The sequence below is a fragment of the Streptomyces anatolicus genome, assembly GCF_019400875.1.
Lineage (GTDB): Bacteria > Actinomycetota > Actinomycetes > Streptomycetales > Streptomycetaceae > Streptomyces > Streptomyces anatolicus.
In genome coordinates this window covers 1-8,360 of record NZ_WMBF01000278.1, presented here as the reverse complement: position 1 = coordinate 8,360, position 8,360 = coordinate 1, and the positions used below count along the sequence as shown (strand labels likewise).

The following is an 8,360-nucleotide window of genomic DNA, read 5'->3' as shown; positions in this document are numbered from 1 at the left end:
GGGCGGGCGGTGGGCTCTACGCGGTCCACACCGCCCAGGACGGCGTCACCGTCACCCCGCGCACCTCCCTCGACCTCACCCGCCCGCTCGCCACGGTCACCTTCGACGCGGCACGCGCGCGTGCGCTCACGCCGGACGCGGAGGCGGCCGTGCGCCGGGCCCTGCGGGCCGGGGCCGCGCTGCTCGCCTCCGAGCAGCTGGGCGTCGCCGAGTGGTGCCTGACCGAGACGGTTCGGTATGTGAAGGAGCGGCACCAGTTCAACCGGCCCATCGGCTCCTTCCAGGCGCTCAAGCACCGCCTCGCCCAGCTGTGGCTCGAGGTCGTGAACACCCGCGCCGCCGCCCGCCACGCCGCCGACGCGCTGACCACCGGCGGCGACGAGCCGAACTTGGCCTCGGCGCTGGCGCAGGCCTACGCGGCGCCGGTGGCCGTGCGCGCCGCCGAGGAGGCCCTGCAGCTGCACGGCGGCATCGGCATGACCTGGGAGCACCCCGTCCACCTCTATCTGAAGCGCGCCAAGGCCGACGCGATCGCCTACGGCACGGCGGGCGCGCACCGGGAGACACTGGCCGGTCTTGTCGCGCTCCCGGCGCCCTGACCCCGCGCTCCCGGCGCCCTGACCCCGCGCTCCCAGCGCCTTGAGCCCGCACTCCCGGCGCCCTGACCTGCGCCCCTGCTGCGTAAGGCATAATTGCGAGCCGTTCGCAATAACGCTTGATCTTCAGTTGGGGTGTGGAGTATGAGGGCCCGATCGATACGGGGCACGGGCGGCGTGGCGGCGGCCATCGCGATAGCGGTGGCCGCCTCCGCCTGCTCCGCGCCGGGCGACGGCAGTGCCGAAGGCGCCAAGGACTCGGCGGTCGTCGGCATCGCGTACGAGCCCGAGACCCTCAGCCCGCTCCTCGGCTACGGCAAGGACGGCAACTCGAAGATCTTCGACGGGCTGCTCACGCACGACGCCGACATGAAGCTGCGGCCCGCCCTCGCCGCCGACCTGCCCAAGGTCACCGACGGCGGAAAGACCTACACGTACAAGCTGCGTGAGGGCGTCAAGTTCAGCGACGGGAAGCCCTTCTCCGCCAAGGACGTCGTCTTCACCTACGAGACGATCCTGGACAAGAAGACCAACAACGCGTCCAAGACCGAGCTTGACGCCGTCAGGAGCGTCGAGGCGGAGGGCGACGACACGGTCGTCTTCCACCTCAAGTACCCCTACGCGCCGTTCGCCGAGCGGACCGTCCTGCCCATCGCCCCCGAGCACGTGGCGGGCAAGCAGGACGTGAACACCGGCGCCTTCACCACCAAGCCGGTCGGCACGGGACCCTACGAACTGGTCAAGTGGTCCAAGGGCGAGAAGCTGACCTTCAAGGCGAACCCCGACTACTGGGGCGGCACGCCGAAGATCAAGAACTTCACGATGGCGATCATCAAGGACGACGACGTGCGCGCGACCCGGCTCGACGCCGGTGAGCTGGACGGCGCCATCCTGCCCCCGAACCTCGCGAAGAAGTACGAGGACGACGGCGGCAAGAAGACGTACGCCGCCAGGACCTTCGACTACCGCGTCGTCACCCTGCCCACCGGCAACAAGGTCGCGGGCGACACCGGCATCCGCCGCGCCCTCGACGTCGGCGTGAACCGCAAGGCCATGGTCGACTCGATCCTGGACGGCGCCGGCAAGGAAGCCTACGGTCCCGTCCCGACCGACAGCCCCTGGTTCACCAAGGGCACCGAGCGGAAGTTCGACCCCGCCAAGGCGAAGAAGATCCTCGACGACGCCGGGTGGAAGCCGGGCAAGGACGGCATCCGCGAGAAGGACGGCGTCCAGGCCAAGTTCCCCCTCTGGTACCTCTCCGGCGACAAGCTCCGCCAGGACCACGCCCTCGCCTACGCCTCCGACGCCAAGAAGCTCGGCATCAAGGTCGAGGTGCAGTCCGGCACGTGGGAGGTGATCGAGCCCCGCATGCCCAAGGACGCGGTCCTCGCGGGCGGCGGCTCCCCGGCCGACCCCGACTTCGACCAGTACACGCTCCTGAAGTCCTCCCTCGCGGGCGACGGCTTCAACAACATGGCGCACTACGACAACAAGAAGGTCGACCAGGCCCTGGAGGACGCCCGCAAGAGCGGCGACCACGCCAAGCGCCAGGCCGCCTACGACACCATCCAGCGCGAGCTGGTGAAGAACCCCGGCTACACCTTCCTCACCCACATCGACCACCTCTACGTCGTCGACAAGCGCTTCGGCGACCTGAGCACGCAGGTCGAGCCGCACGACCACGGCCTCGCCTCCGGCCCCTGGTGGAACGTCGAGGACTGGCAGCCGGCCAAGTGACCTCCGCGATATCCGGCGCCCCGGGGAAGCGGGCCGCACGCCGGCTCCCCTGGGGGCCGATGGCGCGCCTGGCGGGACGGCGGGCCCTGTTCGCCGTGCCCGTCCTGCTCGTCGTCACCTTCGGCGTCTTCGCCATCGCCGCGGCCTCGCCCTTCGACCCCGTCAAGGCGTACGCGGGCACGGCCGGGCTCACCGCCTCGCAGGACAACCTCGACCAGCTGCGCGCCAACCTCGGCGTCGACCGGCCGCTGGCCGCCCGCTGGTGGGAGTGGCTGACCTCGGCCCTCACCGGCGACCTCGGCGACTCCAGCACGCTGCGCCAGCCCGTCGCGGACGTCATCGGCGAGCGCGTCGGCTGGTCGGTGCTGCTCGCCGCCACCGCGTTCCTCGCCGCGATCCTGCTCGGCACGGCGCTCGGCGTCCTCGCCGCGCGCCGCCCCGGCGGCTGGGTCGACCGGGCGGTGACCTCGCTCGCGTACACGCTGGAGGCGGCGCCGCCGTTCTGGCTCGGCCTGCTCGCCGTGTGGCTGTTCGCGCTGAAGCTGGGCGTCCTGCCCTCGGGCGGCCTGACCGACACGGCAAGCTCCGCCGTGACCGCGGGCCAGGTCGCGAGCCACCTCGTGCTGCCCGCAGGAGTGCTGGCCGTCTCGCAGCTGCCCTGGTTCGTCCTGTACGTACGTCAAGGCGTCGGCGACGCGCTCGGTGACGACCCCGTGCGTGGGGCACGCGCGCGTGGCCTCGCCGAACGGACCGTCCTGCTCAAGCACGCCCTGCGCTCCGGCATGCTGCCGGTACTCACACTCATCGGCTCCCGCGTGCCCGAACTCATCACCGGGGCGCTCCTGGTGGAGACCGTCTTCAGCTGGCCCGGCATCGCGGCGGCCACCGTGCAGGCCGCGACCTCCGTGGACTTCCCGCTGCTCGCCGCGCTGACCGCGCTCGCCACGGCCGCGGTGCTGCTCGGCAACCTCGTGGCCGACCTGCTGTACGGCCTCGCCGATCCGAGGGTGGGTTTCGATGGCTGACATCGTCTGGCGCGCCCACGGCGGCGTGCGACGCTCCACGCGCGCGTGGCGGGTGCGTACCTCCGCGGTGATCGTCGCCGCGGTCGTCCTCGCCGTCCTCGTCGTGCCGCCCCTCGTCAACCTCGACGAGCAGGCCGTCGACCTGGCGGCCAAGCTCCGGCCGCCGTCGCTCGCACACCCCTTCGGTACCGACGACGTCGGCCGTGATCTCCTGCTGCGCTGCGTCTACGGGCTGCGGGTCTCGCTGCTCGTCGGCGTCGTGGCGGCCGTCGTCGCCACTGTCATCGGCACCGCCGTGGGCGCCCTCGCGGCCGCCTCCGGTGGCTGGGTGGACCGGATCGTGATGCGGCTCGTCGACGTCTTCTCGTCCGTGCCGCACCTGCTCCTCGGCATCTTCATCGTGGCGATGTTCCGGCCCGGCGTATGGCCGGTCGTCGTCTCCGTGGCGCTCACCCACTGGCTCTCCACCGCCCGCATCGTGCGCGCCGAGGTGCTGTCGCTGCGCGCGCGGCCCTACGTCGACGCGGCGATCTCCGGCGGCGCCTCACGCCTCCGCGTCGCCGTGCGGCACCTGCTCCCCGGCGTCCTGCCGCAGGCCGGGCTCGCCGCCGTCCTGATGGTGCCGCACGCCATCTGGCACGAGTCCGCGCTCTCCTTCCTCGGCCTCGGACTCCCCACCCACCAGGCGAGCCTCGGCACACTCGTGCAGAGCGCGCGCGGGTCGCTCCTCGCGGGCGACTGGTGGCCCACGCTCTTCCCCGGCCTGTTCATCATCGTGCCCACCCTGGCCATCGCGGGCCTCGCGGGCGCCTGGCGGGAGCGGATCAACCCCCGGCGCCGATCGGAGCTGATGCTGTGACGGTCCCCGTCCTCTCCGTCAAGGGTCTGTCCGTACGCTTCCGCATGCGCGGCGGCACCCATGTCTCCGCCGTCACCGACGCCACCTTCGACCTCGCGGCGGGGGAGTGCCTCGCCCTGGTCGGCGAGAGCGGCTGCGGCAAGTCCGTGCTCGCCTCCGCGCTGCTCGGACTGCTGCCGCAGAACGCGCAGACCTCCGGCTCGGCGCTCCTCGGCGACACCGACCTGCTCACCGCCGACGAGCGCACACTGGCCCGCACCGTGCGCGGGCGACGCGTCGGCCTCGTACCGCAGAGCCCCGCCGCGCACCTCACGCCGGTGCGGACCGTGCGCTCCCAGCTGGAGGAGACCCTGCGGGAACTCACGGGGGTGCGCAGAGCGGACGTGCGGGCCGCCGCCGAAGCGGCCGCCGAGCGCGCCGCGTTCCCCGCCGGGCACCTCGACCGCTACCCCCACGAGCTGTCCGGCGGCCTCGCCCAGCGGGCCGCCACCGCGCTCGCCCTCATCGGCGACGCACCGCTGCTGCTCGCCGACGAACCCACCACCGGCCTCGACCGCGACCTCGTGGACCGCACCGTCGACGAGCTGCGCCGCCACGTCGGTGCCGACCGCGCACTGCTCCTGATCACCCACGACCTCGCGGCCGCCGAACGCATCGCCGACCGCGTCGCCGTGATGTACGCGAGCCGCGTCGTCGAGATCGCCGCGGCCGACGACTTCTTCGGCGCGCGCGGGCCCCGGCACCCCTATGCCCGAGGGCTCCTGAACGCCCTGCCCGAGCGGGAGTTCACGCCCGTCCCCGGCATGCCGCCCGAGCTGACCGCGCTCCCCGAGGGGTGTGCGTTCGCGGCGCGGTGCGCACGGGCCGACGCGGCGTGCGCCACCGTGCCCGCGCTCACCGGCGGGGCCGCCTGCCACCACCCCCACGCGGACGTGCTGGAGGCGCCCCGTGCTTGAACTGCGCGCCATCACCGCCGGATACGACCGGCGCGCCCCGGTCTTCCGGTCCGTGGACCTCGCCCTCGCACCCGGCGAGTCCGTCGGCCTGCTCGGCCCCAGCGGCTGCGGCAAGTCGACACTTGCGCGGGTCGCGGCGCTGCTGCACCGGCCCGACGCCGGGCAGCTCGTCATCGACGGCGAGGTCGCGCGGGGCTGGCGGCACCGGGCCCCGCGCGAGCAGCGGACGGCCTTCGGGGTCGTCTTCCAGCAGCCGAGGCTGTCCGCCGACCCCCGGCTGGCGCTCAGGGATCTCGTCGCGGAGCCGCTGCGGGCGGTGGGCCGCTCCTCGGAGGTCGCGGAGCTCGTGCCGGAGCTGGCGGCCCGCGTCGGTCTCGGCAAGGACCTCATGGGGCGGCGGCCGCACGAGGTCAGCGACGGTCAGCTGCAGCGGGCCTGTCTGGCACGGGCCCTGGTGCTGCGGCCGAGGTGGCTCGTCTGCGACGAGATGACGGCGATGCTCGATGCCTCGACGACGGCGGCGCTGGTCCACGTCGTGGAGGAGTACCGGCGGGAGTCCGGGGCGGGGATGCTCGCCGTCGGCCATGACCGGGTGCTGCTCGAGCGGTGGTGCGATCGCACCGTGCGGTGGGAGGAGCTGGTGGCCGGGTAGGGGCGCAGCCCTCCTCACGCGCGGGGGGTCACCCGGACCTCCGTTCCTCCCCGGCGGGCCGCCGCGACCTCCTCGGGCGCGAGACCGTCGTCCACCACCAGCAGGTCGAAGTCCGAGAGCGGAGCCAGCGCGTACAGGCCGTCCCTGGCGAACTTGGTGTGGTCGGCGAGCAGCACCCGGCGCGTGGCCGCCGCCATCATCGCCCGCTTCACCTGCACCGTCTCCGGTGACGTGTGGTAGCAACGGCCGCGCGTCACGGCCGTCGTCGACATGAAGAGCACGTCGGCGCGGAACGCCTCGACGCTGTCGGCGGTGTGCAGCCCCATGAAGGCGTCGTACGCGGGGAAGTAGCTGCCCCCTAGGGCGATCAGGGAGATGCCGGGCTCCTTCGCGAGCGCCGTGATCGCGGGCAGCGAGTTGGTGATCACCGTCAGCGGGGTGCGCTCGGTGAACAGACGCGTCAGGTGCAGGCAGGTCGTGCTGTCGTCGAGCAGCACCGTCTGGCCCGGCACCAACTCCCGTGCAGCGGCGCGCGCGAGGCGTTGCTTCGTCTGCGTCAGCGTCGCCATGCGCTCGGCGACGCTGCCGTGGAACTGCGCGGACGGCAGGCCCGTCGCGCCGCCGCGCACCTTGCGCAGCCAGCCCTGCGACTGGAGGAAGTCCAGGTCCCGGTGGATGGTCATCAGGCTGACGCCGAACTCGGCGGCGAGATCCGAGGCGCGTACGAAGCCGTTCGCGACCACCGACTCACGGATGCGCCCGCGCCGTTCCTCGCGCGGCTCCGCGCGGTCCGCCGTCATCATGGCGCCACCACCTCGTCTCCCGGTCCTCGCACACCTGATCCCCGGTACACCCGGCCCGTGTGAAATTCCCGAGTGATGATCCCATGGATTTCACACGCCGACCGAGTGGTGGGCCAGGGCGCCGCCCGGCCCGGGGTGGGGGCGTCCATTCCTCCTCACATGGCGCGAGATTCCCGCCGCGGGAGGTGTCACCAGACGATTGACGTGGGATTTCGCCCGCCGGTTGACTCGGTCGAGCCACCGTCACGAAGGGACTGCGACCCATGTCGGTACTCGCCATCGACGTCGGTACCACGATGATCAAGTCGGTCGTCTTCGACGACCAGGGCAACGAGCTGGCCGTCTCCCGCCTCGCCACCGAGGTGCACCGCCGCCACCCCGGCTGGGCCGAGCAGGACATGGACACCGTGTGGAACGCCGTCGTCTACACCGTCCGCAACGCCCTGTCCGACATCGCCGATCCGGTCTGGCTCGTCACCTTCACCGCGCAGGGCGACGGGGCCTGGCTCGTCGACGCCGCGGGGCGCCCCACCGGGCCCGCGATCCTGTGGTCCGACGGCCGCGCGGGCGACATCCTCACCCGCTGGCAGCGCGAGGGGGTCCTGGAGGCGGCCTACCGCCGCAACGGCTCCCTCACCTGCAGCGGCATGCCCAACGCCCTCTTCAGCTGGCTCGACGCCCACGACCCGGACCGCCTGGCCCGCTCCACCGCCTCGCTGACCGCCGCCGGCTGGCTCTTCCTGCGCCTCACCGGAGTGACCGCCACGGACGAGTCCGACGCGTCGGCGCCCTTCCTCGACCACGCGACGGGCGCGTACGACCCCGAGATCCTCGCCCTCTTCGGCCTCACCCCGCACGCCCGCCTGCTGCCCGACGTCCTCGGCGAGCAGGAGCGCATCCGGGAGATGACCTCCGAGGCGGCGGCCCAGCTCGGGTTGCCCGCCGGGCTGCCCGTCGTCATGGCGCCGTACGACATCGCCTCCACCGCCCGCGGGGCGGGCGTCGTCAACCCCGGGCAGGCGTGCGGCATCCTCGGCACCACACTGTGCACGGAGATCGTCCGCGAGGACGTCGACACGAGCGGCGAGCCGTCCGGCATCCATATCGCCTACCGGGGCCGCGCACGCGTCCTGCGCGCCTTCCCCACCCTCAACGGCGCCGAGGTCCTCACCTGGGCCGCACACACCCTCGCCCTCCAAGGCCCCCCGGAACTGGCCGAGTTGGCCTTCACCAGCGAGGTCGGCGCGCGCGGCCTGATGTTCCTGCCCTATCTCTCCCCGGCGGGCGAACGGGCGCCCTTCCTCGACCCGCGGGCCCGCGGCTCCTTCTGGGGGCTGCGGCTCGACCACACGCGCGCCGACATCGCCCGCGCGGTCTTCGACGGGCTCTCCCTCGTCCTCCGGGACTCGCTCGTCGCCTCGCGCACCACCGTCACCGAGCTGCGGCTGTGCGGGGGCGGCGCCAACAGCGCCGCGTGGTGCGCCCTCATCGCCGACGCCACCGGCGTCCCCACGGCACGCTCCAAGGACACCGAACTCGGCGCCAAGGGAGCCTTCCTCACCGGCCTCGTGCTCAGCGGCGCCGAGTCCAGCATGCACAGCGCCGCCGCCAAGTACGTACGCATGGAGACGAGTTGGCTGCCCGACCCGGAGCGTTCCGCGCGGTACGCGCGGCTCTACGAGTCGTTCCTCGGCTGGCGGGCCCTCGCCCGTGACGCCGGCTGGTCCGCCAC

At 72.9% G+C, this 8,360-nt stretch carries 8 protein-coding genes; 7 read left to right on the top strand and 1 reads right to left on the bottom strand.

All coding sequences use genetic code 11. The features are described 5' to 3' along the window. The 6 genes from GKQ77_RS21990 to GKQ77_RS21965 form a co-directional block, all read left to right on the top strand. A partial coding sequence (locus GKQ77_RS21990; protein ID WP_258021729.1) for an acyl-CoA dehydrogenase family protein occupies positions 1–599 on the top strand: 599 nt, incomplete at its 5' end. A 141-nt stretch (positions 600–740) separates the two neighbouring features. Continuing rightward, positions 741–2,333 (top strand): ABC transporter substrate-binding protein, encoded by a 1,593-nt coding sequence (locus tag GKQ77_RS21985; RefSeq protein ID WP_219690649.1) that lies wholly within the window; start codon positions 741–743, stop codon positions 2,331–2,333. Between the two features lie 59 nt (positions 2,334–2,392). Then, positions 2,393–3,358: an ABC transporter permease gene (locus GKQ77_RS21980; protein ID WP_219690648.1), complete on the top strand. Its 966-nt coding sequence runs from the start codon at positions 2,393–2,395 to the stop codon at positions 3,356–3,358. Beyond that, positions 3,351–4,217: an ABC transporter permease gene (locus tag GKQ77_RS21975; protein ID WP_219690647.1), complete on the top strand. Its 867-nt coding sequence runs from the start codon at positions 3,351–3,353 to the stop codon at positions 4,215–4,217. Before GKQ77_RS21980 ends, GKQ77_RS21975 begins: the two co-directional genes overlap by 8 nt. Before the next feature lie 44 nt (positions 4,218–4,261). Then, a complete protein-coding gene (locus GKQ77_RS21970; protein WP_219690651.1) occupies positions 4,262–5,173 on the top strand; it encodes an oligopeptide/dipeptide ABC transporter ATP-binding protein in 912 nt (303 codons plus the stop codon). Further along, positions 5,166–5,825: an ABC transporter ATP-binding protein gene (locus GKQ77_RS21965; protein ID WP_219690646.1), complete on the top strand. Its 660-nt coding sequence runs from the start codon at positions 5,166–5,168 to the stop codon at positions 5,823–5,825. Before GKQ77_RS21970 ends, GKQ77_RS21965 begins: the two co-directional genes overlap by 8 nt. Positions 5,826–5,839: 14 nt before the next feature. Here GKQ77_RS21965 and GKQ77_RS21960 read toward each other — a convergent pair whose 3' ends face one another. Next, complete coding sequence (locus GKQ77_RS21960; protein ID WP_372459949.1) at positions 5,840–6,628, bottom strand: DeoR/GlpR family DNA-binding transcription regulator; 789 nt, start codon at positions 6,626–6,628, stop codon at positions 5,840–5,842. Between the two features lie 263 nt (positions 6,629–6,891). Between GKQ77_RS21960 and GKQ77_RS21955 the strand changes: the two genes are divergently transcribed. Then, positions 6,892–8,360 (top strand): FGGY-family carbohydrate kinase (locus tag GKQ77_RS21955; protein ID WP_219690645.1); only part of this gene is annotated, 1,469 nt, incomplete at its 3' end.